Origin of the sequence: Paenibacillus sp. cl123 (assembly GCF_900101595.1) — a bacterium.
Lineage (GTDB): Bacteria > Bacillota > Bacilli > Paenibacillales > NBRC-103111 > Paenibacillus_G.
This window is the reverse complement of record NZ_FMYY01000007.1, coordinates 199287-223652: the sequence shown is the minus strand read 5'-3', so window position 1 is coordinate 223652 and position 24366 is coordinate 199287. Positions and strand designations below refer to the sequence as shown.

General features: G+C 59.1%; 24 protein-coding genes. 14 read left to right on the top strand and 10 right to left on the bottom strand.

All coding sequences use genetic code 11. The features are described 5' to 3' along the window. Positions 1–28 precede the first annotated feature (28 nt). Together BLR08_RS14620 and BLR08_RS14615 are read left to right on the top strand one after the other, a co-directional pair. Positions 29–412 carry a VOC family protein gene (locus BLR08_RS14620; RefSeq protein ID WP_072330494.1) on the top strand — a complete coding sequence of 128 codons (384 nt, stop codon included), beginning with the start codon at positions 29–31 and terminating at the stop codon, positions 410–412. A gap of 66 nt (positions 413–478) precedes the next feature. Then, entirely contained in the window at positions 479–2020 is a 1542-nt protein-coding gene (locus tag BLR08_RS14615; RefSeq protein WP_072330496.1) for a hypothetical protein, read from the top strand. A gap of 125 nt (positions 2021–2145) precedes the next feature. On the opposite strand, the gene BLR08_RS14610 is transcribed toward BLR08_RS14615, so the two are convergent. The 4 genes from BLR08_RS14610 to BLR08_RS14595 form a co-directional block, all read right to left on the bottom strand. After that, complete coding sequence (locus BLR08_RS14610; RefSeq protein WP_072330498.1) at positions 2146–3018, bottom strand: SDR family oxidoreductase; 873 nt, start codon at positions 3016–3018, stop codon at positions 2146–2148. Between the two features lie 72 nt (positions 3019–3090). Continuing rightward, a complete protein-coding gene (locus BLR08_RS14605) occupies positions 3091–3282 on the bottom strand; it encodes a DUF2188 domain-containing protein (RefSeq protein ID WP_072330500.1) in 192 nt (63 codons plus the stop codon). A 256-nt stretch (positions 3283–3538) separates the two neighbouring features. After that, positions 3539–3709 (bottom strand): DUF1328 domain-containing protein, encoded by a 171-nt coding sequence (locus BLR08_RS14600; protein ID WP_072330502.1) that lies wholly within the window; start codon positions 3707–3709, stop codon positions 3539–3541. Positions 3710–3811: 102 nt separating this feature from the next. After that, the gene (locus BLR08_RS14595) at positions 3812–4558 is read right to left on the bottom strand and encodes an EcsC family protein (protein WP_072330504.1); all 747 of its coding nucleotides are present in this window, start codon (positions 4556–4558) and stop codon (positions 3812–3814) included. A gap of 195 nt (positions 4559–4753) precedes the next feature. Between BLR08_RS14595 and BLR08_RS14590 the strand changes: the two genes are divergently transcribed. Then, entirely contained in the window at positions 4754–5353 is a 600-nt protein-coding gene (locus tag BLR08_RS14590) for a DNA-3-methyladenine glycosylase I (protein WP_072330912.1), read from the top strand. Positions 5354–5512: 159 nt separating this feature from the next. Here the strand turns inward: BLR08_RS14590 and BLR08_RS14585 are convergent, their stop codons facing one another. Continuing rightward, positions 5513–6742: an aminopeptidase gene (locus BLR08_RS14585; protein ID WP_072330506.1), complete on the bottom strand. Its 1230-nt coding sequence runs from the start codon at positions 6740–6742 to the stop codon at positions 5513–5515. A 208-nt stretch (positions 6743–6950) separates the two neighbouring features. Between BLR08_RS14585 and BLR08_RS14580 the strand changes: the two genes are divergently transcribed. The 4 genes from BLR08_RS14580 (at position 6951) to BLR08_RS31145 (ending at position 14084) form a co-directional block, all read left to right on the top strand. Next, entirely contained in the window at positions 6951–8108 is a 1158-nt protein-coding gene (locus tag BLR08_RS14580) for a glycosyltransferase family 4 protein (protein ID WP_072330508.1), read from the top strand. Between the two features lie 138 nt (positions 8109–8246). After that, positions 8247–12425 carry a WIAG-tail domain gene (locus BLR08_RS14575; RefSeq protein ID WP_090586172.1) on the top strand — a complete coding sequence of 1393 codons (4179 nt, stop codon included), beginning with the start codon at positions 8247–8249 and terminating at the stop codon, positions 12423–12425. A 262-nt stretch (positions 12426–12687) separates the two neighbouring features. Then, complete coding sequence (locus BLR08_RS14570; protein WP_072330914.1) at positions 12688–13920, top strand: glycosyltransferase family 4 protein; 1233 nt, start codon at positions 12688–12690, stop codon at positions 13918–13920. Next, positions 13917–14084 (top strand): hypothetical protein, encoded by a 168-nt coding sequence (locus BLR08_RS31145; protein WP_176835513.1) that lies wholly within the window; start codon positions 13917–13919, stop codon positions 14082–14084. The genes BLR08_RS14570 and BLR08_RS31145 overlap by 4 nt, the downstream gene beginning before the upstream one ends. Before the next feature lie 96 nt (positions 14085–14180). Here the strand turns inward: BLR08_RS31145 and BLR08_RS14565 are convergent, their stop codons facing one another. The 4 genes from BLR08_RS14565 to BLR08_RS14550 all read right to left on the bottom strand — a co-directional run bounded on the left by BLR08_RS14565 (position 14181) and on the right by BLR08_RS14550 (position 16615). Continuing rightward, entirely contained in the window at positions 14181–14633 is a 453-nt protein-coding gene (locus tag BLR08_RS14565; protein WP_072330512.1) for a hypothetical protein, read from the bottom strand. A 103-nt stretch (positions 14634–14736) separates the two neighbouring features. Then, positions 14737–15129 (bottom strand): hypothetical protein, encoded by a 393-nt coding sequence (locus tag BLR08_RS14560; RefSeq protein ID WP_072330514.1) that lies wholly within the window; start codon positions 15127–15129, stop codon positions 14737–14739. A gap of 1 nt (position 15130) precedes the next feature. Next, positions 15131–16222 carry a glycosyltransferase family 4 protein gene (locus BLR08_RS14555; protein WP_072330516.1) on the bottom strand — a complete coding sequence of 364 codons (1092 nt, stop codon included), beginning with the start codon at positions 16220–16222 and terminating at the stop codon, positions 15131–15133. An 18-nt stretch (positions 16223–16240) separates the two neighbouring features. Next, positions 16241–16615: a hypothetical protein gene (locus BLR08_RS14550; RefSeq protein ID WP_143014382.1), complete on the bottom strand. Its 375-nt coding sequence runs from the start codon at positions 16613–16615 to the stop codon at positions 16241–16243. A 153-nt stretch (positions 16616–16768) separates the two neighbouring features. Here BLR08_RS14550 and BLR08_RS14545 point away from each other — a divergent pair, with 153 nt between their 5' ends. Continuing rightward, entirely contained in the window at positions 16769–17392 is a 624-nt protein-coding gene (locus BLR08_RS14545; RefSeq protein ID WP_072330520.1) for a DUF1796 family putative cysteine peptidase, read from the top strand. Between the two features lie 123 nt (positions 17393–17515). Beyond that, positions 17516–18148 (top strand): DUF1796 family putative cysteine peptidase, encoded by a 633-nt coding sequence (locus BLR08_RS14540; protein ID WP_072330522.1) that lies wholly within the window; start codon positions 17516–17518, stop codon positions 18146–18148. A 9-nt stretch (positions 18149–18157) separates the two neighbouring features. On the opposite strand, the gene BLR08_RS14535 is transcribed toward BLR08_RS14540, so the two are convergent. Further along, positions 18158–19081 carry an NAD-dependent epimerase/dehydratase family protein gene (locus BLR08_RS14535; protein ID WP_072330524.1) on the bottom strand — a complete coding sequence of 308 codons (924 nt, stop codon included), beginning with the start codon at positions 19079–19081 and terminating at the stop codon, positions 18158–18160. Positions 19082–19300: 219 nt separating this feature from the next. Between BLR08_RS14535 and BLR08_RS14530 the strand changes: the two genes are divergently transcribed. From BLR08_RS14530 to BLR08_RS14510, 5 genes are all read left to right on the top strand, one after another. Then, the gene (locus BLR08_RS14530; RefSeq protein ID WP_072330526.1) at positions 19301–20020 is read left to right on the top strand and encodes a sugar phosphate nucleotidyltransferase; all 720 of its coding nucleotides are present in this window, start codon (positions 19301–19303) and stop codon (positions 20018–20020) included. Continuing rightward, a complete protein-coding gene (gene rfbB, locus BLR08_RS14525) occupies positions 20020–21006 on the top strand; it encodes a dTDP-glucose 4,6-dehydratase (protein WP_072330528.1) in 987 nt (328 codons plus the stop codon). Before BLR08_RS14530 ends, rfbB begins: the two co-directional genes overlap by 1 nt. Then, a complete protein-coding gene (rfbD, locus tag BLR08_RS14520) occupies positions 21003–21884 on the top strand; it encodes a dTDP-4-dehydrorhamnose reductase (RefSeq protein WP_072330530.1) in 882 nt (293 codons plus the stop codon). The genes rfbB and rfbD overlap by 4 nt, the downstream gene beginning before the upstream one ends. 136 nt (positions 21885–22020) lie before the next feature. Continuing rightward, positions 22021–23151 (top strand): CgeB family protein, encoded by a 1131-nt coding sequence (locus BLR08_RS14515; protein ID WP_072330532.1) that lies wholly within the window; start codon positions 22021–22023, stop codon positions 23149–23151. A gap of 21 nt (positions 23152–23172) precedes the next feature. After that, complete coding sequence (locus BLR08_RS14510) at positions 23173–24297, top strand: glycosyltransferase family protein (RefSeq protein ID WP_072330534.1); 1125 nt, start codon at positions 23173–23175, stop codon at positions 24295–24297. The last annotated feature ends 69 nt before the right edge of the window (positions 24298–24366 follow it).

The following is a 24366-nucleotide window of genomic DNA, read 5'->3' as shown; positions in this document are numbered from 1 at the left end:
ACGACGATAACGGGAGGCGGAAATACCGATGATTGAATTCGAGCATTTGCATCATGTGAGTCTGGCTGTCCGGGAGCTGGAGCGCTCCAGAGTTTTTTATACCCAGGTGCTGGGGCTGCAAGAAATAGCGCGTCCGCCGTTCACATCCAAGGGGCTGTGGTATGCGGTAGGCACGCAGCAGCTGCATCTGCTGGAAAATCCGACAGGCGAAACGCTGCGCGAGAGCGGGATCAACACGGTCGACGGGCATTTCGCCATCTGGGTGAAAAGCTATAGCGGGACAGTGGCTTGGCTGGAAGCCGCCTCGGTGCCTTATGAAGCAAGACCGGACAGCGTAGCCGGATTTGCGCAGATTTATGTGCTCGATCCTGATCTTAACGTGATCGAATTCGATGCGCCCTACGGCTCCTAATGCTTGATTCTTCCTTTTTCCGGGTAAAATAACCTCAGCGGGTATGCTCGGATGGAGGAACCGAATATGGACAACAAACATCGATCGGGTCCAGTTCCGGACAGCTGGGAATGGGGCCGTTTTTTGCATGACGATCAGGCGCGACACGGAGCTGTAGGACTGCGGACAGAGCTGGAGGAGCGGCTGGAGGATCTCTCCGAGCTGCGCTGGCTGCTGGATGGAGCGAGGGATGAGCTGGAGCTGTACCGGGATTCGTTCCCGGACGGAAGGTTCGAGCGCGAGCTGGCCGCGGCCTTTGCCCATCAGGCGGACAAGCTGGAGCGGCAGACGGCCGCTTATGAGCGGGAGCCTGAAGCGTGCGACTGGAATGCCTACCTGGGGCTCAAATATGAGATCCGCACACTGATCAAGCAGCTCGGAGCGGTCGTCGCCGGGAGCGACTGGCAGTCGCCCTGCAAGCGGTTCAAGTCGTCCGACCCGGACGTTCCCCGGGAGGCGGGCTACACGCAGGAGGAGCAAAATACGTACCGGCGCAGCTACGGCAGCGAAGCGGTCAAAGACTATGAGGCGGCATCGCTTCGCGCCTATTATGCCATGTCGGCGGAGGCGCGCCGAAGATGCGTCGGCTTCCTGACGACATCGGGCATGAAGGCGTTGGAGCTCGCGCTGGCCGCTTACCGGAGCTTCACGGGGGAAGCTCTGCCCGCTTATCTCCAGCAAGGGTTTTACGGAGAAGGGGTTGAGCTGGCCCGCCTTCTTCTGAACCGTCCAACAGAGCTAGAGCCCCAGGAGATGTATGCGAAGGTGGAGCGAAACGAGCCTATCGGCTGCCTGCTCGTCGATCCGGGGATGTGCTGGCCGGTGAGGCCACCCGTAGACCTGGGCCGGCTGATGGAGGGCTTATGCCGGCACAGGCAGGAGGAGCCGCTCTACGTCATCGTGGACCGGACGCTCACGACGGCGGCCAACCCGCTGTTCGCAAAGTATGCGGACCGGCTTCCGCCGCATGTAGTGCTCATCAGCGTGGAGAGCGGCATCAAGTATATGCAGCTGGGCATGGAGCTGGCCAATACCGGCTTTATGGTAGCGGCAGGCAGACAGCTGGAGCAGGAAGCCCAGCGGCAGAGCTGGGTGACGCTGCTGGCGCTGCTGGACGCGGGGGCCGATCCGCTAACGGTGCGTCAGCTGCCTGTTCCGGATCAGGAGAGGCTGACGGCCCGCTTGTCCAGATTGAACCGCAACGCCTATTGGGTGGACGCCTTCCTGACCCATCTGATGCGCGAAGGCAAAATAACGGCGTACCAGCGTTCGGTGGAGCCTTCGGACCAATACCTGATCGAGGGCCGTAGATGGATGGGCTCGCTCTTTTATATTCAACTGCCGGGCTGCCGCTCGGAGCGGGACTACCAGGCCTGGGTCGACGCCTTTGTTGCCGGCGCGCCGGAGGAGGCGCATTTCGTATCGGGCGGCAGCTTTGGCTTCGATACGTTCCGGATGAATGCCGTAGCCGGCGAGCTCGGGCTTGAGGCCGCGCTGCGGGTGTCGGTCGGGCGGGAGCCGATCGGACAGCTGCTGTCCCGGCTCGTCTATCTATTCACCAGGCTGTGAGCGGGCGCGGCGACGTCCCCGATGCCGCCGCTAAACAACTGCATAACAGCATGATAAGAGCCGGTCACTGCCTCGCGAGGAGGGGGACCGGCTCTTGCTGCGGGCTGCCTTCCGGCAAAACCTGCTTATCCGTTAATAATCTCGCCGCCGTTCAGATGCAGCACCTGACCGGCCATATACGAGGAGTCGTCCGACGCCAGGAAAACATAAGCCGGACCGAGCTCCTCGGGCTGGCCGGGACGCTTCATGGGAGCGGCAGCGCCATGCTCGCTTGTCTTCTTCGCATCGAAGGTCGACGGGATGAGCGGCGTCCAGATCGGGCCGGGCGCAACGGCATTGACGCGGATGCCTTTCTCGATCACATTCTGGGACAACGACCGGGTGAAGGCGACGATAGCGCCCTTGGTGGACGCGTAGTCCAGCAGCTCCGGATGGCCGCGGTACGCCGTGACCGACGTCGTATTGATAATGGCCGACCCTTCCTTCAGCAGCGGCAGCGCCGCCTTGGTCAGGTAGAACATGGAGAAGATGTTTGTGCGGAACGTTTTCTCCAGCTGCTCCTGCGAGATATCTTCGAGGCTTTGCTGCGGATGCTGCTCGGCCGCGTTGTTGACGAGAATGTCGAGCCGTCCGAACTTGTCCACGGTCTGCTTGACGACCTCCTCGCAGAACGAGGCTTCGCCGATATCTCCGGCGATCAGCAGGCATTCGCCGCCCTGCTCCTCGATCAGCCGCTTCGTTTCCTTCGCGTCCTCATGCTCGTCGAGGTAGACGATCGCAAGGTTGGCGCCTTCGGCCGCGTAGCAGACGGCGGCCGCCCGGCCGATGCCGCTGTCTCCGCCGGTGATGATGGCGACCTTGCCTTGCAGCTTGCCGCTGCCCTTGTAGCTGCGGTCGACGGCTACCGGCTTAGGCGTCATTTCGCTTTCCAGGCCCGGCTGGCGGTCCTGATGCTGCGGGGGGACGGTTTGCTTTTTATCCTTTGTCGATGTGCTCATGAATCATGCTCTCCTTTGCCATATGGAATTTGTGAATGAGATCAAGCTTTATAGATAGGGGGTCAACTGCGTTTAGTCTGTCTTGCTGCCGGGTTCGGGATGATTTTCGTTCCATTCCTTCGCTTGAGCGGTGGCGATAGCGATCGCCCGCCCTTCCTCATAACCGTCCTCCAACAGGGCATTGGCGATTTCGACGGCCTTATTCCGCACCCTTGTGTCCAGATTTTTCATTGATGGGGGATAATCTCCTTGCGTCCATGGCATCACGATCACCTCTTGTCGAAAAATGGTGTACGTACCTTCTTTACCTGTTTACCGGACGAGCGAAACAAGCCTTTCCTGGTGAAATGAGACCGGCTGGTTGCGCTGCGTCCCGCAGCCGCGGAGATGCAAGAGACGCAGGATAGGTACAGCGCTCCCGCCTCCAACGTCTGCCCCAACGGCAAAACGGCCCTCCCCTAGGAGGGGAGAAGCCGCCGGTAGAGCAATGGCTTATGCAGGGAAAGCAAGGTCCCGCTCGCTATACGCGGGTTTTAGAGCCTCTTCCCATGAAGAACGAGATGACGAACAATACCAGGAAGATGAAGAACAAAATTTTGGCGATTCCGGCCGCCGCCGAAACGATTCCGGCGAAGCCGAAAATACCTGCAACGACGGCAATAATCAGGAACAGCATGGAATATTTCAACATAGAGATCAACCGCCTTTCCAAGGCCCGTAGGCTATTAGTTTAGCTGCATTTTGTTGTGCAGCTTGTCTTGGTATAGGTTTACCCGGGCGGCCGCGGGGTGAATCAAGACTCTTGAAGCCAGCGCATCCGGTAGACGTTCATGCCGGTCTGGCCCAGCTCCTCCAGCAGGCCGTAATTGGCCCAGGCTCCGACGACCGCTCCGATCCCCGGGACGAGCTGAAGCATCTTCCGGAAGTCGATGGTGTCGCGGTATTCCTGCTGAAGCTGCCGCCAGTCGATCTGGCTGCCCAGCTCTTCGCCCGGAGGAAGGGTTTTGGCGTATTCCGGCCAGTCGGCCAGCGTCTTCAGCAGCTGGGGCTTTTTGGCTTGACTGGAGAAGGCGAGCTGGAAGATGTACAGAATATAGACTCTCTCGCGGTAATCCATGGTCGAATGCCCGTACACATGGGCCAGCTCAAACAGAAATTTCATCTTGATGCCGATCAGGATCGGGAAATCGGCCAGGCCGAGCAGCAAGCCGCCTGCTCCTGCGCCTGCTCCTTCGGCGGCCGCCAGCTTCTTGTAGAAGCCGAGCAGCTCCTCCGCTCGCGCATCCCGCATGGCCAGCGACATATCGGTCAAGGGGGCGCTTTTCGGCGTATAGTCCATCGTGAACAAGGCCGTTTGCACGATGCCTTTGACCGCGGCGGTAATGGCCGTGTGGACTTTCTCGGGGATAACCTGATTCACGCGGGTTTGCACAGCCCTGGATGTTTTCTCCAGCAGTCCGGGCGGCTTCGCCAGCTCCTTCTCCCAGCGCAGCAGGGCGCGTGCGGTTTGCTGTTCATATACGGTATATCGATCGTTCATCAGATGCTTCACCTCAGCTTATCTTATCAACACGCCCCGAACGGGACGGGAGTTTATGTTAGTTGATACGCATCCGGAGAGCAAAGTATGCATATTGGCGCGGTTGAGTCCTCAGGCCGCAGGCAGTATGGTATGCTGGAAGGGAAATGAATGGGCAATGCGAGCACAGAACATGATCCCGAGGAGATGAAGACGATGGTTTGCCGATGCGGCTGGGTCAATCAAGATCCGCTTTATATGGAATATCATGACAAGGAATGGGGAGTGCCGCAGCATGACGACCGGAAGCTGTTCGAAATGCTTATTCTGGAAGGAGCGCAGGCCGGACTGAGCTGGTACACCGTGCTGAAGAAAAGGGAGCGTTACCTGGAAGCGTTCGACGGCTTCGATCCGGCGCTGGTCGCCCGGTATGGCGAGGACAAGCTGGCAGAGCTGCTGGCCGACCCCGGGCTGATCCGCAACCGGCTGAAGATCGCCGGCTCGGTCAAAAATGCCCGCGCCTTCTTGCAGGTACAGGCCGAGTTCGGCAGCTTCGATACCTATATCTGGAGCTTTGTCGGCGGTTCTCCCCGGGTGAACCGGCGGGCATCGCTGCAGGAGGTGCCCGCCAGCACGCCGGAGTCGGATGCGATGAGCCGCGATTTGAAGAAGCGGGGCTTCACCTTTGTCGGCACGACGATCTGCTATGCCTTCATGCAGGCGACCGGCATGGTCATGGACCATGTTACCGACTGCTTCCGTTATGAGCAGCTGTGTGCGGGGGAAGGGGAGCCCCAGCTTTCGCGGGATCTCTAAGTATGGTGAATAACTTGCGCAGAGGACCTTTGAATCTGGAAAAGCAAAGCGTTCGCCTTTTGAAACCGGATTCCAACCGTATGGATAACAAAATGGAAGATCTAAGGTCTGCTGAAGGGCCCGCTTGTTCACCACACTTCTAAGCTTACCCGAGCTTAGTCAGGCCCAGTTCCCGCTCCGGAATACGGGCTCCACGGTGCCGTCCTGCAGCACGCCGTCGATATCGAGCTGATCGGAGCCGATCATGAAGTCGACATGGACGATGCTGAAGTTGGCTCCTCGCGCATCAAGCTCCTCGCGGCTCATCGAGGAGCCGTCCTTGAGGCATAGCGGGTACGCATTGCCCAGAGCGAAATGGCAGGAAGCATTCTCATCCAGGCCGGTGTTGTAGAACAGCACCTTCATATTGGAGATAGGCGAGTCCTGCGGCACGAGAGCGACCTCGCCGAGCCGGGCGGCCCCGGGATCGGTGGCGATCAGCCGCTGGAGCGCCTCAAGTCCGGTTTCCGCCGTACAGGAGGTCACGAGGCCATGCTCGAAGGTGAGCGAGAACTTGTCGATGAGCTGGCCGTTCCAGTTGAGCGGCATCGTGCTGGACACGGTTCCGTTCACACTGTCCCTGTGCGGCAGAGTGAACAGCTCTTCGGTCGGAATATTCGGCACGAAGAACGTGCCCTTCGCATTGTGAATGCCTCCGGCTACCCACTGATGATCCGGCGGCAAATCCACGCTCAGCTCAGTGCCCGGCGACCGGTAGATCAGGCGGGCATACCGCTTGGCATTCATACGCTCCACATGGCCGCGGAGCCTCTCCAGATGCTGCCTCCACGCTTCGACCGGATGCTCCTCATAAGCCCGGGCGGCTCTAAGCAGATGCTCCCACAGCAGCCGTTCCGCATCCTCTGGCGAAGCATCGGGGAAAACCTTGCGCGCCCAGGCGGGTGAAGGGGCCGAGACGATCGCCCAGCTGATCCGGCCGGCCTGCATCATCGCGCGGTATTCGCGCATGGCCGTCCCATAGGCTTTGCTGGCTGCGGCCAGCCGCTCGGGCTTGACATCCCTCAGCAGGTCAGGAGTCGGGGAGTACACCGTCAGGAAAGCGGCGTCATTGCCGGCCATCTCCACATAGCCCTGCGCCTTCCAGGCCGGATATTCCTCGAAGGCTTCGTCGGGAGCCATCATATATTTCATCCGTTTCAGCTCGTCGTCATCCCATTCGACCTGAACGTTTTTGGCGCCGGCCTCATACGCCTTCTTGGCAATCAGCCGCACGAATTCGGCATTGTACAGCGGAGCTTGAATGACCAGGGTTTGGCCCGGTTGAACATTGATGCCTACGCTAACGGCCAGCTCGGCGTAGCGCTCGATGGCATGGGTTAAGGAACTCATCTGCGGATCACCTACTGATTCGGAATATAGGTCCGGCGTCTCTCCCAGCAGGAGAAGACATCGGCCTTATTTCCTTATTATGCGGATTGCGGCCGTCTAATACAAACTTTGGGCAGGCATAAGCCGGGAAACAAGACCGATGCCTATCCACGTCAAGACGAGATTGAATATACTGCCTGCATACCCGTTCATGAAGGAGGAGTAAGCGATGAAACGTCGTTGGGACGCTGTGGTGGTCACGCCAGGCACTTTTCCCATTCCTTCGGGGACCAGCAGCTCCGTTGAGCTTGTTACGGCCGAGGTGGCCCGCCGTCTGCATGGACGAGTGAAGCTGGCGGTATTCGGACGCCGCGGCAAACGCCAGCGATCCCGGGAGCTGTGTGGAGGAGTCTGCTACAGGAGGGTGCCGGCGCCTTCTCCTCGGTCGTACATCCGCTCGGTCAGCCGGCGGCTGAGAAGCTTTCGCCCGCGCGTCATCCAGGTGGAGAACCGTCCGAGATTCGCCCGCGTGCTGAAGCGTCGGCATCCGGGGGCCAAAGTGTGGCTGTCGCTTCATTCCGTGACCTTCGTCTCCCGCCCCCACATGGGCCGAAGGGAGCTTCGCCGCTGTTTGCGGGCGGTCGACCGGGTCATTGTGAACAGCCGCTACTTGTGCGAGGAGCTGATTCGGCGGGTTCCGGAGATCGCGGATCGCATAACGGTCAATCATCTGGGTGTGGACAAAGAGCGGTTTATATCGCGGTGGACGCCGGAGGGAGCGGTCAGACGGCAAGCCTTCGCGGCGCAGCAGGGGCTGGAAGGGCGCAAGATCATTCTGTATGTCGGCCGGCTTATTCCGATCAAAGGCGTGCATCATCTGCTGGCCGCGATGCCGGATATTATCCGGCGGGTGCCGGAGGCGACTTTGGTCGTGGTCGGCAGCGCTTTCTATGGCTCCAAGCGAACGACTCCTTACGTGCGGCGCTTGAGAAGGATGGCGGCCAAGCTCCAACCGCATGTCAGGTTTGTTCCTTATGTTCCGCATCACCAGGTGGACGAATGGTTCCGGCTGGGAGATGTGCTGGCCGTTCCTTCCGCCCGGCATGAAGCGTTCGGGTTGGTGAATGTTGAGGCGATGGCAGCGGGCGTACCGGTTGTAGCCACGCGGGCCGGGGGGATGCCTGAGATCGTATTGGACGGAATCACGGGCTACACCGTGGACCCGGCGGCCATCGTTCCCGAGCTGTCGGACCGTATAGCGGCGCTGCTGCTCGATGAGGAGCGGGCGCGTTGTTATGGCGAGAGCAGCGCGCAGCGGGTGGCTGAGTGTTTCACATGGGATTGTACGGCCGGACGCTGGCTGGAACTGTTCATTAGCGAGCGCTGAACGGCGCAGCCTCCTTGTATTCAGCGGATTTGCCGCGCATGGAACCGCCTAATTTTACCGGGACAGCTAACCAGGAAATGGGTGAATGCATATGCTACCCTATGATTGGATGTCAATTGTCAATTAGGAGGAACACCCATGAAAAAGGAGAACCGTCGCCGGAAAACCGGAACTTCCGGATTGCTTCAGCCGAAGCGAATTCGCCCCCTGGTCAACGAGCTGCGCTGGCTTGAGGAGACGCCCGCTGAGGAGGCGGGACGCTATTCGATAGACGAAGAAGCCAATATCAGCAGAGTCGCTGAAGAGGAAGATCTATTGGAGGAAAAGGAATATATATACAGACATGCAGAGGCAGCGGTAGAGAAGGCGAAGGCGGGTTTCATCGTCTATACGGACGATCTGGCTGACGAAGCGGTGACGGGAGAGAAGATCGCGCGCTATGCCGTGGACGGAAGCCGTATCCGCAGGGGGACCATTCAGCGCGATAACCTGGCGGATTATATCATCGATGCCAGCAAGCTGGCGGCTCAAAGCGTTACCGGCCAGAAGCTGGCCGGACGGGTTGTCACTGCGGAGCATCTCGCGAGCGGCTCTGTTACGACTGACAAGATCCAGCAGGCGGCGATTACGGCAGATAAAATACAGGACCACAGCATCACTTCGGAGAAGCTGGCTGACAAGACGATAGACGCGATGAAGATCGCCGAGTCTTCCATTCATACGAAGCATCTGGCCGAGGAAGCGATCACAGGAGAGCTGCTGCAGAGTCAGGCGGTAACGACGGATAAAATCAAAAGCGGAGCCGTGCAAACGACCAACCTGGCCAATGGGGCGGTTAACACCTCCAAGCTGGCGGATCATGCCGTCACGACGGAGAAGCTGCGCGATCATTCGGTCACAGCCGCCAAGCTGGCAGACGGCGGAATCGGAAGCACCAAGCTGGCCGACGGGGCTGTGACGGAGGAGAAGCTGGCGGCGAGAAGCGTGTCCTCGCAGCGGATCAAGCAGGGCGCAATCATGACCGAACATTTGTCGAGCGGATTGATCCGCAGCGGGCACCTGGCACAAGGCCAGATCGAAGCCTCCCACCTGTCGGAGCAGGCTGTGATGCGGGAGCATCTGAAGGATGCAGCGGTAAATGCCGCTAAGCTTGCTCCCGGCGCGGTTCAGGGGCCGCATCTGCAGGAAGAGGCCGTCGAAGGGAAGCATCTGTCCCACGGCTCGGTTGAAACCCAGCACCTGTCGCCTCGTGCGGTGACGAGCGACAAGCTTGCGGCAGGCAGCGTTCAGTCCCTTCAGCTCGCCGAGCAGTCGGTGACGCAAGAAAAGCTGGCGGAGCGCTCGGTGACGGCCAAGAAGCTCGCCAAGCAATCCGTATATGCCGAGCATCTCTCCCGTTCGGCGGTCACAGCGGAGCATCTGGCCGATAAAAGTGTGCTTAGCTCTCATCTGGAAGTCAAAGCGATCGCCGCCGAGCATCTGAGGGAACGAAGTGTGACGACGGAAAAGCTAGCGGAGCGGTCGGTGACCTCCGACAAGCTGGCACCTGGCTCCGTCCTTTCGCAGCATGTGCATGAGTCGGCAGTGCTGACGTCGCATTTGGCCAATCACAGCGTTACCACAGTAAAAATATCCAGCGAGTCCGTTTCGACCGACAAGCTGACGAATCTGGCCGTCACTACGGCCAAGATTGCCCATGCCAGCGTAACTGCGGAGAAGCTCGGCAAGGCGGCCGTGCTCTCCGAGCATTTGGCCGCAGGCGCTATCCAGCCCATGCACATCGGAGCGGAGACGATTGCCGGGCTGCATTTGGCTGCCGGGGCGGTCTCGCGCGACAAGCTTGAGAATGGAGCGGTGACGGGCGCCAAGCTGGCGGACGATGCGGTGACGGGCGACAAGCTGGCGGGCGGAGCGGTCACGGCCGACAAGCTGGCGGACGGAGCGGTGTTGAGCGACAAGCTCGCGGAAGGCGCGGTCACGGGCGTTAAACTGGCTGAAGGAGCAGTCACGGCCGACAAGCTGGCGTACGAAGCGGTTACGAGCAATAGACTGGCGGAAGGTGCGGTAACGAACGTTAAGCTGGCGGACGAAGCCGTGACAAGCGATAAGCTGGCGGACGAAGCGGTGACGGGCGTTAAACTCGCAGAGGGAGCAGTCACGACCGATAAGCTGACAGACGGAGCGGTGACGGCCGACAAGCTGGCGTACGAAGCTGTAACGGCCGATAATCTGGCGTATGGAGCCGTGACGGGCGTTAAGCTGGCGGACGAAGCGGTGACGAGCGACAAGCTGGCGGACGAAGCCGTGACGGTCGAAAAGCTGGCTGGCGGAGCGGTGACGGCCGACAAGCTGGCGTACGGAGCGGTGACGGGCGATAAGCTGGCGCTTGAAGCCGTGACGAGCGATAAGCTGGGGTACGAAGTCGTGACGAGCGATAAGCTGGCTGACGGAGCGGTGACGGGCGTTAAGCTTGCCGACGAAGCGGTGACAAGCGATAAGCTGGCGGCTGAAGCTGTGACGGTCGACAGGCTGGCCGACGGAGCGGTGACGGGCGTTAAGCTGGGTTATGAAGCCGTGACGGGCGATAAGCTGGCGTATGAAGCGGTAACAGTCGACAAGCTCGCGAACGAAGCTGTGACAAGCGACAAGCTGGCGGACGGAGCGGTGACGGGCGATAAGCTGGCATACGAAGCGGTGACGACCGACAAGCTGGGGTACGAAGCCGTGACGGTCGACAAGCTGGCATATGAAGCCGTGACGAACGACAAACTGGCGCATGAGGCGGTGACGGCCGACAAGCTGGCTGCAGCAGCGGTAACGACCGACAAGCTGACGGACGAAGCGGTGACGAACGGCAAGCTGGCAGCCGGAGCCGTGACGGACGTCAAGCTTGCCGACGAAGCGGTGACGACCGATAAGCTGGGGTACAACGCCGTGACGGTCGATAAGTTGGCTGATGAAGCCGTGACGAGCGATAAGCTGGCGAATGAAGCCGTAACGAGCGATAAGCTGGCGAATGAAGCGGTGACGACCGATAAGCTGGCGAACGAAGATGTGACGAGCGACAAGCTGGCAAATGAAGCGGTGACGGCCGACAAGCTGGCGCACGAAGCGGTGACGACCGACAAGCTGGCAGACGGTGCGGTGACGGTCGACAAGCTCGAAGATGAAGCGGTGACGGCCGACAAACTGGCGGATGAAGCCGTCACGAGCAATAAGCTGGCGTATGGAGCGGTAACGGGCGTTAAGCTCGCCGACGAAGCGGTGACAAGCAATAAGCTGGCGTACGGAGCGGTGACGGGCGTTAAGCTGGAAGATGAAGCGGTGACGGTCGACAAACTGGCGGACGAAGCCGTCACGAGCAATAAGCTGGCGTATGGAGCGGTAACGCCCGTTAAGCTCGCCGACGAAGCGGTGACAAGCAATAAGCTGGCGTATGGAGCGGTGACGGGCGTTAAGCTGGCGTACGAATCGGTAACAGTCGAAAAGCTTGCCGACGCAGCGGTAACCGCCGACAAATTGGCGGATGAAGCCGTGACGGCTAGCAAGCTTGCCCCGCTGTCCGTGAGGGGGGAACATCTTGACTTCGATGCGATTGATAGCCTTCACATTAAGCAGGAGTCGATCTCCGGTTACCATCTGCTGCCTGGCAGCATCTCGCTGATTCATCTGGAGCCTTCCATCCAGGCGCTGCTGACGGAGCGCATCCAAGCGTCGGCCGGCAGGCCGCAGCCGATTGAGGAGTCGCTTCAGGGCCCTCTTGAGAATTTGCCTGAAGAGTCGCTTGAGGATTCGCTTGAAAATTCATTTGAAAACTCATTTGAAGAGCAGCTGGAAGGGGCGCTGGAGCACGACGCAGACATAACGGCAGCATCCGAGCTTTCCGAACAAACAGAAATTTCGGCAGATAATAGCGGGCAGGCGGAGGAAGAAGAGGAGCAGCAACTGGACGTCCCGCCCGTTCAGCCCGAACCAGCTGATGCCGCCCCACAGCAATCGGAGCCGGCTGCCGTCCATGGACGCAGCGCCATTACTGCGGTTTCGCCGCTGCCCGCCATCCAGCAGTTCGGTGTTGCGCCGTTCCAGATGGGGGCCGACGAAGATCAGTCGGAGGTGCTGATCACCTTCGATGCCGCATTCCGCAACAGGAATTATGTACTCGTATCGACCGCTACCGATCCGAATTGCTATGCGTCAGTCAAGGAGAAGCTGGAGGATGGCGCCATTCTTACGATCGTGCGGAGCAAGTATTCGGCATATTTGCAAGGAGAGATGAACTGGATCGCGATCGGGGAGCCTGCGACGCGTGCGGACTGATCAGAGCTCAGCAAAGTGAAACGTCCCCGAGCGTCTCGGCGGATGTTTTCACGCTGTCCGCAGGCCTTTCTGGAAATGGGAGGATGCGGCAAGGCCGGGCCCCGGCCGGCATGCTCCAAAAAAAGTTAAACGGGCAAGGGGCATTGGTCGTGCCCCCGGCTCCCGGCTGCCCATACACTATACTACTGAGACTTTGCCGCGAACCGCCGGAGGGCTTAGGGCAAGGGGCGAGGGGAATGGCGATATGGGAGGGAAGAAATTTGTGAATATTTTGCTGGCAACCTATTGGCCGCTCCCTCATCTTGGAGGCGTCTGGCCTTATATGAAACAGATCAAGGAGAACTTGGAGCGCAAGGGACATTCCGTCGACATTATGGGCAACGGTCCCGACATACCGAAATACCACATTCTGTATGAGAACAGGGAAATACTCAAAGAGACGCTATTGCCCTTGCTGCATGCCAAGCTGAATCCGTACACAGCCCCGCTGCTTCATGTCAACGACTGGATCCGGACTGTAGAGACGGACCGCTACTGCATGGAGCTGGCTGCCGCTTACTTCGGCTTGGGCAAGTATGATGTTATTCATACGCAGGACGTCATCTCAACCCGGGCTTTGAAGCGGGTGAAGCCGGCATCGACGCCGCTTGTCGCCAATATTCACGGCTCGCTTGCCCGCGAGGTGCAGCTTGCGGTCGCCAAGGATGCCGGAGAAGCGTACAGGGAAAGCGACATGTGGAAGTATTACGAATCCCTGGAGCACTGGGGGGCGCTGTCCAGCGATGTGACCTTGACTTCCACGCAGTGGATGAAGCGGATTCTTGTCCATGATTTCGCCATTCCGGAGGGGCATATTCAGACCTTCCAGTACGGACTGGATGCGGAAAAGTTCTGGAACATCTGCAGAGAGGGTACGCCGATCCGGCCGGGAGCCGGGAAGAAGGTCATCATCTGCCCTTCCCGTCTCGTGTACATCAAAGGCATCGCGTACCTGATCGAAGCGCTGGGCAAGCTGAGACATCGGACGGATTGGGAGTGCTGGATCGTCGGGGACGGGCATCTGCGGCATGAGCTGGAGCAGCAGGCTATGGCCCTCGGGATAAGCAACGACGTGAAATTTCTCGGTCATCGGACCGATGTGCCTGCCTTGCTGCAGCTATCCGATATTTTCGCGCATCCGAGCGTACAGGATAACCAGCCATTCTCCGTCATGGAAGCGCAGTTGTGCGGCAAGCCGTCCGTTGTGTCCGATGCGGGAGGACTGCCGGAGATGGTGGAGCACGGCGTAACAGGCTTCGTCTCCAGGGTAGGGGATACGGGCACGCTGGCGTTTCATCTGGAGAAGCTGCTGGAAAATGATCGTTTGCGCCGGAAGATGGGAGCCGCAGCGGCCAGCTGGGGAGCCCGGCACTGGTCCATGGACCTGATGATGGAGAGGCTGCTGAACGTATATGAGCAAGCGATTCTTAACAAGAAAAGAGAGGGATACGCATGAATCTGACCCATATATGCGGCGATTTGTACAACCGGTTGTTCGCCGTGCAAATCTCCTCCCCGGAGCTGAGAGTGGATTATGAGGTGTGGACGCGCATTTATGAATCATTGCCGGAGGGCTACACGCTTCCGGATTACGAGATATTGCAGGCTCTGCAAAGATAGCGGCACTTCCGGGGCGCCGCACGCCAAAAAAAAGGAACCCATTTCCGCTTGCTGCGGGAATTGGGTTCTTTTTTCGAAATCGGATACCGGCATCCGTCAGGCGCCGATCGTCATGCCTCTCAGATGCACGGGGCCGACGATGGACGCGCTGCCCACGTTGCTGAGAGTTACGGTCAGGAAGTAGGATTGAGGACCGACTGCCGTAGGGCTGAGCGTATGCTCGAACGTCGTTGTCACCGGATTCGAAATCAGCGGAATGAGAATCCCTGTCCCGATGAAGGCCGAATCGCTGGTTTCATAAATGGTCGGGGAGTTTGGCGCGAAGCCGCCTTGCCGGATGCGAAGCGTCAGTGTTGGCAGCACTGGCGTCAGCAGGGCCAGATCGGGCTGCCAGCAAACGGTGCCTGCGAATACAAGACGGTTCGACAGGCTCAGACTGGAGAGAGAGATCGTTGCAAGCGGCACCTCATTGCCTGAGCTGAGAGCAAAGGGGAGGGAGCCGTTTCCTCTCAGGGCATCGTTGGACTGAAAGTCAATCAGTGTAGCCAATATGATCCACTCCTTCGTTAAAAGTCGCTTGTCTTACAGGATCATTACATGTAGAAACCGGCGGGTTGGAACCGGATATTCGTCAGAGGACAAGCGGCTATTTTCACGCCCGGACGGTTGCCTTGAGGACGACCGGTCCGACGATAATCGCCCGTTCGTCGGAGGAGCGGACCGTCAGCGCATAGACGCGGGCCGTGTCTGAGCCAATCGTCTCTTCGAAATCAAGCTCGGCTTCGCCGCTCAGATAGCAGGACTCTTGTCCGCTGGCCAGCAGCTGGCCATGAATCCCGGTATCGCGGATGAACAGCTCGAGCTCGCCGATATCCATATTGGGCACGGCATTGTGCCAGACGATGCTGGCCTCCACGGAGACCCGCTGACCGGGCAGCAGGTTCGTCAATAAAACGGTAGTGAGCGGAAGCTCCGCCTCCCCGACTTTCATAGGCAGGGAATGACTGTCTGGTCTTGCTTCGCTGATCACGGTGTAGGAACTCATGCTAATCTCTCCTTTGAGGGGGTGTGAGATGCAGAGCTGCCAGCATGCCGATGAATTGCCGGGCGTACTCATCGGGCGAGAAGCTGGTTTGCACATGCAAAAGCGCTGTGGTGCGGATGCGCTCGCGCAGCTCCGCGTCGTTCAGCAGCTCGGCGATCTCGTTCACGGCATGCAGGACATCTCCGAGACGGTAAAGCTTCCCGGTCCGGTTGTGCAGGATGGCCTGCAGCACGCCGTCCGCATCGGAGGAGACGACGGGACAGCGGCAGCTCATAGCTTCCAGCAGCGCGTACGGAGCGCCCTCGCTTTTGGAGGTGGAGCAGAGCAGGCCGCCCGAATCTCCGATAGCGGAGAAATAGGTCGGCATCTGGGCATGAGGAATATTGGAGTAGAGCGTCAGGTTGTCCGACAGACCGTATTCGCCCACGAGCTGCTGGAACGCCCTGCGCTCCTCGGGGCTGGAGAGCTCGGCATCCTCGAACATCCACAGCCGCAAGGAAGGCGTATGCCCATGAATCAGGAGATGGCCGATATGCAGAAACTCCCGCCAGTTTTTATTATCCTCAAGACGTCCCAGCCAGCCCAATATGGGCTGGGCGGACCGGAAGCCGGGCTGATAGGAGAATTCGGCTGTATTCAGGCAGTTGTTGAACTGAAATTTCGGGATATGCGGGTACAACTCGTCGAACAGGCCCGCGATATGGGGGGTTCTCGGATGAAGCAAGGCTGCGGCATGCCCCGTAATATGCGGCAGCGCCCGGGTCAGCTCTTCCCTGGCGGCAGCGGGAGATCCGAGCCCTTGAATCTCCAGAATAAGCGGCCCGGTGTAACCCAGCCGGCGGAATCTCGGCAGCGTCCAATAATCCGAAACGACGACGACGGCTCCGTAGGCATGCTCTCGAAGCAGCATGCCGATCTGAGCGTCGTCATCGGTGACGAAGCTGGGATGCCGGCCGAAGTTTTGCACCCCCGAGCCGGTTCTGTAATACAGACAATGGCCTTCCACCCCATAGGGCCGCAAAGCCTGGCAGCGCTGCCGGTTCAAGGTTTCAACGCCGCCGCTCGGCACGTAGAACACAAAGAGAATCTTCATAACGCTCCCTCTTCCTGTCTAATCGAGCTTGTTCAGCTCGGAATGCTCGTGGGTGACGCGCGCGACCACGGTATCGCCTTGGAGGAACTCCAGCATAATGCCGAGGGAGTTTTTATTGCGGATATTGGTCGCGATCTGCAGATGGAACGGTTGATAGCCGGTAAAGATGCTGTGGGCCGTGTAAGTCGAAGCGGGCATCCCGGCCGCATACATGCGCTGCAGTCCGAGCAGCAGCATCCGGTCGGGGCTGGCGGATTGGACGAGCAGGTCAAAGCTCCTGTCCCCGAAGTTCTGGATATAAAGATGATAGGACTGGACGTACCGGGAGTCGATCGGCATATGCACATCCGACATTAAATAGAACAAAGCCATGGGCAGGAATCCCTCCAACACTTGCGTTTTCTCCCAGTATATGAAAGTGAGCGAGGAGAGGATTGGACACGCGCCTCATTTTGCCGGGGGGCGGCCCTCGGGTCCAAACCTTCGGGGCTTCCCGCGCATTACATATTACGAAGGACAGGAAATCAGTTTGAGGAGGAGTGGGCGATGAGGCTTTCCGAGCTTGCCGGAACCTATGACGCAGTATTTAGTCTGGGACAAAATTGCACGCCGGCTATCCAATTGGAAAAAAACGGGCTGCGCCCGTTTGCGGGCGTGCTGGACTGGATGATGTCGGATACGCTTGCCGATGTGAATCGGCTGCTGCTTACAAGGTTCGGCCATTTTATGGAGTGGTCCGACCTGCAGGTGATGTCGGCCGGATATAAAAGCTATATGGTCAAAGACCTGCACAATAATGTCATCTCCGTTCACGACTTTCCTTTGTCGAAAAATACGGAGCAGCATCTGGCTACCTACGGGGAATTCAAGGAGAAGCTGAATCGGCGGATCGCGCGCTTTTACGAGAAAGCGGGAAGCAGTCAGCGTATCTTATTCGTGCGCCTTCTGGGCGCCTATGAAGAAGTGCGCGAGCTTCAGGCCATACTGCGCAGCATCGTGGCTCATGATTTTACGCTGCTGATCGTCAATTATACGGGTGTGACGGGGCTGACTGAGATAGAGTGGGGGCTTAATCATGTGTGCGTTGTAGAAATCCCCTCAGCCGATTTGTGGAATTATGCCAGCGATCCCTATTGGGAGCAAATGTTCAAGGGTGTGTCGCTGCGCTAGAGTGCAATCGGTCCGGAGACCGATTCCCCCCTTCCCCGCTTGCGGAAGAAGCGGATTCGGCCGATTGTCAGAAATTCCTGTTTGCCTGACTCAAGGCATGTCCAATATGAGGAGGATAACCGGATGAAACTAAGGGCCCATGGGGTTTATGATGCTGTATTCAGTCTTGGCGGACATTGTCTTCCCTCCATCGAGCTGGAGAAGCGGGGACTGCGCCCCTACGCGGGCGTGCTGGACTGGATGATCTCTCCTTACCTGTCGGAGGTGAACCGGCTGCTGCGCAACCGATTCTCGGACTTTATGGCAAGAGAGCGCCTGCAGCCGGCGGGATACGATAGCGGAGGAAGCAATCTGATGGTTGAGGATACGTCGTACCGGATCACGGCTGCCCATCACTTTCCCTCGGAATTGAATACGCCGGAACATCTGGCGACGTATCCCGAGTTCAGAGAAACGCTGGATAGGCGGATCGCGCGGACGCTGGATAAGTTCGCGAACAGCCGCCGTATTTTGTTTGTGCGCATAGGAGGCTCGTATCAGGAAGCGATCGAGCTGCAGCAAGTCCTAAACGAGATCGTGGCTCATACGTATCATGTGCTGCTGATTAATTATCAGTTGACGACGGTTTGGCAGGAGGTCTATTTGGGGCTTGAGCATACGACGGTGATGGCGCTGCCCTCCCATGATGTTTGGGAGGGTCAGAGCCATATCTGGGATGCGCTGCTCGCAGGCGTACAATTGGTGGAGAGGGCTTAGCTTAGCCGCTTAGCGAGTGCTTCTTTGCTGGACGTACTCATAGGTTTCGCGCAATCCCGAGACGATGTCATAGGCAGGCTGCCAGCCAAGCATGCTTGTAAGCTTGCGGTTATCTAGACAGCTGTGCCGGATATCTCCCTGGCGGGGAGGCAAATAATCAGCCGCCAACGGGGTTCCGCTGAGCCGCTCAAGTTCTCGAACCAGGGTGTTCACGGTGACGGGCCGGCCGGTGCTGGCATGAAATGTCTGCTGGTCGCCCTGGCCGATGCAAGCCAGATTGGCTTCCACGATATCCTTCACGAAGATGAAGTCGCGGGTTTGCTCGCCATCGCCGAATATGCGAACGGGCAAGCCCTGCCGGAGCTTGTCGGTGAACAGGGCGACGACGCCTCCTTCTCCCTTGGCCTGCTGACGCGGACCGTATACGTTGCCATACCGGAGTATCGTGTAGGACAAGCCGAACATGCGGTGGAATAACCGGATGTACTGCTCGCCGGCCAGCTTGGAGAGCGCATAGAAGGAGATGGGAGCAGCCGGGTCGTCCTCCTCGATCCGATCCTTGGCCAAATCGCCGTATACGCCGGAGGTGGATGCAAACACCAGCTTACGCACGCCGGCTTCCCGGCAAGCCTCCAGCATGTTCAGCGTGCCGAGCACATTGACCCGGGCGTCGTAGCCGGGGGCTTGCACGGATTGCTGCACATCCGCCTGGGCCGCCAGATGAAACACCAGATCGGGCTTCAACCGGACGACTTGTTCCCGCGCTTCCGCACTTTCCACATCGTATTGATGCAGCACAGCCTGACGATTTACATATTCAAGCTTGCCCGCGTACAGATTGTCGATGACATGGACCTCCGCGCCTCGGGCCGTCAGAGCGTCGACCAGATGGGAGCCGATAAATCCGGCTCCTCCTGTCACAATTAGTTTCATATCGGATCTCTCTTCCTCTCCTGAAGCTTGATTTCATTGCGCTTCCTCATACTATGTGGCCTACGGCGGATTGGCTTAGGCGAGCCCGGAGAGGCGCGGGCGGGAGCCAATTTTCCGGCATTCATGGTATTCGTCCACTAGACATGCGGGGAGGGTGCATATCATACCAGCATGACTATAGGTCGATCACATATCAGGGATAGGAAGGGAGACGCGCAAATGAAAGGGATTATACTGGCGGGCGGAACGGGCACTCGGCTGCGTCCGCTCACAGGTATCGTCAATAAGCATTTGCTGCCTGTCGGCAAATACCCGATGATCCACTATGGCCTGGTTCAAATGGCTGAGGCCGGCATCAAGGAGGTCATCCTTGTCACGGGCAAGCAGTCCGCCGGCCTGTACGCCGAATATATCGGAAGCGGCCGGAGCTGGGGCTTGCAGGTAAGCTTCAGCGTACAGGAGGAAGCGGGAGGGATCGCCCAGGCGCTTGGACTGGCGGAAGCCTGCGTGCATCCGGGCGACAAGCTGATGGTGCTGCTTGGAGATAATTTATTCGGGGATTCGCTGAAGGAGGCTGTGCGAGCCTTCGAGGCGGGGAGCAAGGGAGCGCATGTGTTTTTGAAGGAAGTCGATGACCCCCGCAGGTACGGGGTAGCCGAGATAGCTGACGGGCGGATCGTCCGAATCGTAGAGAAGCCCGAGCAGCCGCCATCTTCTTACGCCGTGACTGGCGCATATTTGTACGACTACAGCGTATTCGGGATTATACGCACGCTGCGGCCCTCGGACCGGGGAGAGCTGGAGATTACCGATGTCAACAATGCCTATGCCGCAAAAGGACTGCTGGATTACAGCCTGCTCCCGGGGTGGTGGACCGATGCCGGGACGCACCGGTCGCTTCTGGAAGCGGGCATGCGGCTGATGAAGGAGGAGACATGATGACTGCACTGCTGGTAACGGGCGCTATGGGTTTTATCGGCAGCAACTTCGTGCTGCACTGGATGCGGCGGCATCCGGCGGACAGAATTATCGCCCTCGACGCTCTGACCTATGCCGGCAATCCGGACAATGTGGCGTCTGTCTCCAGTCTGCCGAACTTCCGATTCGTCAAGGGGGATATTGCAGATCAGGCGCTGGTCCGGAGGCTGTTCGCCGAAGAGTCTATCGAAGCGGTCGCGCATTTTGCGGCGGAGTCGCATGTCGACCGCAGCATCGCCGATCCGCAGGCATTCATCCGCACGAATGTGATGGGCACCCAATGTCTGCTGGAGGAATCGAGGCGCAGCGGGGTGCGGAAATTCGTGCATGTCTCGACCGACGAGGTGTACGGGTCGCTGGGCAGCGAAGGATATTTTTCAGAGACGACGCCGCTTGCTCCGAACAGTCCGTATTCCGCCAGCAAGGCCGGCTCCGACTTCATCGCTCGCGCGTATTACGAGACTTTCGGCCTGCCGGTCGTCATCACCCGCTGCTCCAATAATTACGGTCCGTATCAGCATCCTGAGAAGCTGGTGCCGACTATTCTCACACGGGCGCTGAGGGGGGAGACGATCCCTGTGTACGGGGATGGCCGCAACGTGCGCGATTGGCTGCATGTGGAGGATCACTGCGCCGCCATCGAACTGGCAATAGAGCGCGGAATACCCGGAGAGGTATACAATATCGGCGGCAGCAACGAGCGGACCAATCTGGAGGTAGTTCGCACGGTGCTTGCCGAGCTGGGCAAGCCGGAGTCGCTGATCCGCTTCGTGCCCGACCGTCTTGGCCATGACCGCCGGTATGCGATCGATGCGTCCAAGATCAAGCGCGAGCTGGGCTGGACGCCGCAGTATGCATTCGAAAGCGGGATCAAGCAGACAGTCGCCTGGTATGTAAGCCATACGGACTGGTGGAGCCGCTGGCCGCATAAGGAGGAAGGGGAATGAAGCTGCTGATTACCGGAGCGGGAGGCCAGCTCGGCCGCGATCTGGTCCGTGTGCTGGAGCCCGCTCATACCTGCTATGCGTTTACCCGACAGCAGCTGGATGTGACCGACGAAGCCGCGATGCGCGAGCGCATCCTGTCCATCGCTCCCGACGCCGTCATCTATGCGGCGGCCTATACGCAAGTGGACCGGGCCGAGTCGGAGCCGGAGCTGGCGTTCCGGGTCAATGCAGTCGGAGCGGGCCATGCTGCGATGTACGCCGAGCTGGTCGGCGCGGCCATCGTGTATGTCAGCACAGACTACGTGTTCGACGGCGAGAAGGGCGAACCCTACAAGGAAAATGATTGTACTCAGCCGCTCGGGGTATACGGCCGCTCCAAGCTTGCCGGCGAGCAGTTGACCCGCGAGTTGAACGCCCGCCACTTTATCGTTAGGACCTCCTGGCTGTATGGCAGAGACGGCAGCAATTTTGTGACGAAAATTTTGGCGGCCGCAAGCAACAAGCGGGAGCTGACCGTCGTAGACGATCAATACGGCTCCCCGACCTATACGGTGGATCTGGCCGTTTGCATCGGGCGTCTGCTGGAGACGAACGCTTATGGCCTATACCATGTGTCCAATCGGGGCTTCTGCTCCCGATACACGTTCGCCGAGGCGATCCTGGCGGCCGCCGGCCGCAGGGATGTCCGTATCCGGCCGGCGCGCTCCGACGAGTTTGTTCTGCCTGCTCCGCGGCCGGCGAACTCGGCCCTGACGGATCTGGCGCTGCGCCGGGCGAGGCTTCCGCGCATGCGCGACTGGAAGTCCGCTCTGGAGCACTTCATACATGTCGACTGGGACTCCCCGCCGGAGAGCGGCCGGGGAGGACTGATCCGATGAAGTCCGGGCTCGATGGAGTCGGGTGGACGGGATCAGGCGCCGGTCTCGATGGGACGATCACATTTCGCTGGGGAGAGGATGAGGGGTGAAGGCTAACAAACGGCGCTTACGATTAGCAAAGCGGTCAGCAAAGCGAGTGGCTAGGCGAGTAGTAAGGCGAGTAGTAGGGCGAGTAGTAAAGCAGGGCAGGCGAACCGCCTGGAAGGAAGGGCGCGCCGCAGGTTATGAGCGCGGGTATCACTACGGCCGCTGCGAGGCAGTCAGGGCCCGCACCGTACAGCCGGAGCCGGGAAATCGCCTGGAGCTGAAAGTGTTATTCATCCCGCAGGGCTTCCAGGCGCTTGATCATGGGATCGCCGGAGGGCTGGAGAGCCGCGTGCGGGAACTTGTAGTAGGGACGCCCGAGCGAATGGCAGAGCTGGCTGCGGAACACCGGCCGGATGTGATGATTGTGCTCAACGGTCTTCATGTATTCCCCACCGACCATCTGGAGCAGGTGGACCGGGTGCGCGGCCTCGGAATCCGGACGGTGATCTGGTTCGCCGACGACCCGTACTTTACGAACTATACGGCGGACATCGCGCTGCGCTACGATATGGTGATCACGCATGAGCAGAGCTGCGTGCCCTTCTACGAGCAAGCCGGATGCCCGCAGGTCCGGTATTTGCCGCTGGCTGCCGACACCGGGCTTTTCCGTCCGATGCCGGTGCCGCCCGATTACCGCAGCGATATTTGCTTTATCGGCATGGCCTTCTGGAATCGGGTAGCTTTCTTCGACAGGCTTGCTCCTTATTTGCAGGGAAAGCGCGTCTTTATCGGAGGAGGCTTGTGGGAGCGCATGTCCAACTACCGGATGGTCCGGCGGTTCGTCCGCTCGGGCTGGATACCCGTCGAGGAATCCGTCTTGTACTACAGCGGCGCCAAGCTGGTCATCAACCTGCACCGGGGGCCCGACCATGAGACGGATAACCGCAATGCGCTGCGGATACCGGCCATGTCGGTCAATCCGCGGACATATGAAATTTCCGCTTGCGGCACCCTGCAGCTGACGGACATGCGGCAAGACTTGCCCCGCTACTATACGCCCGGGGTCGATCTGGATGTGTTCGGGAGTCCCGAAGAGCTCATCGCCAAGATAGATTATTATCTGAAGCATGAGGATATCCGGAGAACGATCGCCTTTAACGGACTGCGCCGCACCATGACGGAGCATTCCTTCGTCAGCCGAATCGGCCAGCTGCTCGGGCTGCTGGGCTATGAAACCTAATTACGAAGAGGAGGAACAGGAATGCCAGGGATAACGGCGCATCAACGGATCTCGGGGGCTGCCCTCGGCCGTCGCGAAGGAAGGGAGCATGGCTACCAGCTTGGTATGAATTACGGCTATTATTACGGCCGCTGCGAGGCGGTGATGCGGCAGTCGCCGATCCGGTCGCAAGGCTGGTGGGATGCTCGCATCCTGTACATTACGTCGGGCAAGGGCTTCCCCTATTCGCCGCTGGACGCTTCGATCATCGAAGCGCTTCGCGAGCTGGTCAGAGAGCTTATCGTGCTCACACCGGTACAGGATATCGTAGCGGCGGCCGAGCAGATCAAGCCGGATTACGTGATCGTATTGGACGGCCTGAATGTGGAGGTCGACCGGATCGACCTCATCCGCTCGCTCGGCGTCCGCACCGCCGTCTGGCTGACGGACGATCCCTATTACACGGATATGACGCTGCCGATGACGCTGCACTACGATGCGGTATTTACGCTGGAGCTGGAATGCGTCGAGCTGTACCGGAGCAACGGAAGCGCACAGGTACACTACCTGCCGTTCGCCGCCAATCCGAGCATATTCCGTCCGAAGCCGATTCCGCTTCACTACCGGTACGATGTCGGATTTATCGGCTCGGCCTACTGGAACCGGGCGCATTTCTTCGATCAGATCGCTCCTTTCCTTGCCAAACGCCACACGTATATATCCGGCCTCTGGTGGGACCGGCTGAAGTCTTACCGGCTGCTGAGCGACAAAATCGAGCTGAACAAATGGATGGAAGCGGAGGAAACGGCCACCTACTACAACGGGATGAAAATTTCGATCAATCTGCACCGCTCGGTCGATGACGAAAGCTTCAACAATAACAGCAGACTGATCGGCGCTGTTTCTCCGAATCCGCGGACTTTCGAAATCGCAGGCTGCGGCACGCTTCAGCTGACCGATATGCGCGGGGACCTGCCCCGTTTCTATACGCCCGATCAGGAGATCGTCACTTACTCTTCGACAGAGGAGCTTAAGGAAAAGATCGACTTTTACCTGGCCCATGAAGAGGCCCGCCGGGCGATCGCGCTCGGTGCGCTGCGCCGCACGATGTCGGAGCACACGTATTCCCATCGTATGGCCCAGATGATGCGGCTGCTTCTCGGATAAATTAGGCGGCTATCCCCGGGCGCCGGGCGGACTTCCTGCATATCTTATAGAGATGCGTATGCTTGAAGG

What these genes read in the sequence shown, in the direction of transcription:
- BLR08_RS14620 (WP_072330494.1), top strand. Translation starts at nt 29, where the DNA reads ATGATTGAATTCGAGCATTTGCATCATGTGAGTCTGGCTGTCCGGGAG.
- BLR08_RS14615 (WP_072330496.1), top strand. Translation starts at nt 479, where the DNA reads ATGGACAACAAACATCGATCGGGTCCAGTTCCGGACAGCTGGGAATGG.
- BLR08_RS14610 (WP_072330498.1), bottom strand. Translation starts at nt 3,018, where the DNA reads ATGAGCACATCGACAAAGGATAAAAAGCAAACCGTCCCCCCGCAGCAT.
- BLR08_RS14605 (WP_072330500.1), bottom strand. Translation starts at nt 3,282, where the DNA reads ATGCCATGGACGCAAGGAGATTATCCCCCATCAATGAAAAATCTGGAC.
- BLR08_RS14600 (WP_072330502.1), bottom strand. Translation starts at nt 3,709, where the DNA reads ATGTTGAAATATTCCATGCTGTTCCTGATTATTGCCGTCGTTGCAGGT.
- BLR08_RS14595 (WP_072330504.1), bottom strand. Translation starts at nt 4,558, where the DNA reads ATGAACGATCGATATACCGTATATGAACAGCAAACCGCACGCGCCCTG.
- BLR08_RS14590 (WP_072330912.1), top strand. Translation starts at nt 4,754, where the DNA reads ATGGTTTGCCGATGCGGCTGGGTCAATCAAGATCCGCTTTATATGGAA.
- BLR08_RS14585 (WP_072330506.1), bottom strand. Translation starts at nt 6,742, where the DNA reads ATGAGTTCCTTAACCCATGCCATCGAGCGCTACGCCGAGCTGGCCGTT.
- BLR08_RS14580 (WP_072330508.1), top strand. Translation starts at nt 6,951, where the DNA reads ATGAAACGTCGTTGGGACGCTGTGGTGGTCACGCCAGGCACTTTTCCC.
- BLR08_RS14575 (WP_090586172.1), top strand. Translation starts at nt 8,247, where the DNA reads ATGAAAAAGGAGAACCGTCGCCGGAAAACCGGAACTTCCGGATTGCTT.
- BLR08_RS31145 (WP_176835513.1), top strand. Translation starts at nt 13,917, where the DNA reads ATGAATCTGACCCATATATGCGGCGATTTGTACAACCGGTTGTTCGCC.
- BLR08_RS14560 (WP_072330514.1), bottom strand. Translation starts at nt 15,129, where the DNA reads ATGAGTTCCTACACCGTGATCAGCGAAGCAAGACCAGACAGTCATTCC.
- BLR08_RS14555 (WP_072330516.1), bottom strand. Translation starts at nt 16,222, where the DNA reads ATGAAGATTCTCTTTGTGTTCTACGTGCCGAGCGGCGGCGTTGAAACC.
- BLR08_RS14545 (WP_072330520.1), top strand. Translation starts at nt 16,769, where the DNA reads ATGAGGCTTTCCGAGCTTGCCGGAACCTATGACGCAGTATTTAGTCTG.
- BLR08_RS14540 (WP_072330522.1), top strand. Translation starts at nt 17,516, where the DNA reads ATGAAACTAAGGGCCCATGGGGTTTATGATGCTGTATTCAGTCTTGGC.
- BLR08_RS14535 (WP_072330524.1), bottom strand. Translation starts at nt 19,081, where the DNA reads ATGAAACTAATTGTGACAGGAGGAGCCGGATTTATCGGCTCCCATCTG.
- BLR08_RS14530 (WP_072330526.1), top strand. Translation starts at nt 19,301, where the DNA reads ATGAAAGGGATTATACTGGCGGGCGGAACGGGCACTCGGCTGCGTCCG.
- rfbB (WP_072330528.1), top strand. Translation starts at nt 20,020, where the DNA reads ATGACTGCACTGCTGGTAACGGGCGCTATGGGTTTTATCGGCAGCAAC.
- rfbD (WP_072330530.1), top strand. Translation starts at nt 21,003, where the DNA reads ATGAAGCTGCTGATTACCGGAGCGGGAGGCCAGCTCGGCCGCGATCTG.
- BLR08_RS14510 (WP_072330534.1), top strand. Translation starts at nt 23,173, where the DNA reads ATGCCAGGGATAACGGCGCATCAACGGATCTCGGGGGCTGCCCTCGGC.